This window comes from Curtobacterium sp. B18 (assembly GCF_000333375.1).
GTDB lineage: Bacteria > Actinomycetota > Actinomycetes > Actinomycetales > Microbacteriaceae > Curtobacterium.
The window spans coordinates 1-1,555 of sequence record NZ_BACZ01000578.1 but is presented as its reverse complement, the minus strand read 5'-3'; the positions used below and the strand labels follow the sequence as shown (position 1 = coordinate 1,555).

Annotated in this window: 2 protein-coding genes; both read right to left on the bottom strand. The window is 72.5% G+C overall.

The window, feature by feature from the left end; all coding sequences use genetic code 11:
• The coding region (locus I5E_RS15545) for a cystathionine gamma-synthase (RefSeq protein WP_022907789.1) at nt 1–1,027 on the bottom strand (1,027 nt) is incomplete at its 3' end.
• An 81-nt stretch (nt 1,028–1,108) separates the two neighbouring features.
• Nucleotides 1,109–1,555, bottom strand: a 447-nt coding sequence (locus tag I5E_RS15540) for a CBS domain-containing protein (protein WP_031262929.1), incomplete at its 5' end; no start/stop codon positions are given.

Genomic DNA, 1,555 nt, shown 5'->3' with positions numbered 1-1,555 from the left:
TCATCTCGGAGGGGTAGCCGATGAGCGACTCCACCCCGCCGAGCGACTCGGCGAGCGCGAACACCTCGGTCGACTCGGCGAACCGCCGGGCCGCCTCGGGGCCACCGGTGAGGGCGACGGAGAGCATGCCGCCGAAGCCGCGCATCTGCCGCGCGGCCACGTCGTGCCCGGGGTGGTCGGCGAGACCCGGGTAGTACACGCGCTCGACCCCGGGAGCGCCGACGAGCGCCTCGGCGACGGCCTGGGCGTTGGCGGAGTGCCGTTCCATCCGGACCGCGAGGGTCTTGATGCCGCGGGTGGTCAGGAACGCGTCGAACGGCGACGAGATCGCCCCGGCGCCGAACTGCAGGAACTGCACCTGCTCGGCGAGTCGCTCGTCGGCCAGCACCACGGCACCGCCGACGACGTCCGAGTGCCCGCCGAGGTACTTCGTGGTGGAGTACACGACCACGTCGGCGCCGAGCGACAGCGGCTGCTGCAGGTACGGCGACGCGAAGGTGTTGTCCACGACGACGACCGCACCGGCCGCGTGCCCGATCTCGGCGAGGGCCGCGATGTCGGCGATCTTCATGAGCGGGTTCGTCGGGGTCTCGACCCAGAGGAGGGTCCGCTCCGGAGCGCCCTCGAGCGCTGCACGGACCCGGTCGGTGTCGCTCATGTCGACGACGACGAGCTCGACGCCCCACGGGACGTGCAGTCGGCTGACCAGGCGGTGGGTCCCGCCGTACACGTCGTTGCCCATCACCACGCGGGCACCGGGTGCGAGCGTGGCCCGGAGCAGGGCGTCCTCGGCGGCCAGGCCGGACGCGAACGAGTACGCGGCGACCCCGCCGTCGAGGTCGGCGAGCAGCGTCTGCAGTCCGTCGCGCGTCGGGTTGCCGGAGCGGGAGTACTCGTAGCCGTTGCGCATGCCGCCGACGCCGTCCTGCACGTACGTGGACGTCAGGTGGATCGGCGGGATCACCGCGCCGGTCGGGCCGTCGGGCTCCTGGCCGGCGTGGATCGCGCGGGTGCTGAACTCGGTCATGGGGTCTGGTCTCCAGGTCGGATCGGACGCGGCGCGCCGGGCGCGCTCGGTGCACGCGTCACGTCGCGCGCACCGTCGGGGTCACTCGGACAGGTAGCTGAGCAGGTCGTGTCGCGTGAGGACGGTCACCGGCTTGCCGTCCTCGACGACGAGCAGGGCGTCGGCCGACCCGAACGCACGACGGGCCGACGAGACGGACTCGCCGACGCCGATCAGCGGGAGCGGCTCCCCCACGAAGTCGGTCAGGGCGTCCGACATCTTCGCGGCCCCGGTGAAGACGTGCTCGAGCAGCGCCTTCTCCTCGACCGCGCCGACGACCTCGCCGATGACGACGGGCGGCTCGGCGGTGAGCACGGGCATCTGCGAGACGCCGTACGTGGACATGATGTCGACGACGTCCCGCACGGTGTCCGCCGGGTGCGCGTGCACCAGGTCCGGCAGACGACCGTCCTTGCCCGCGATGAGCGACCCGACGGTGCGCTCGTCGTCGGTCTCGGCGAAGCCGTACGAGCGCATCCACCGGTCGTG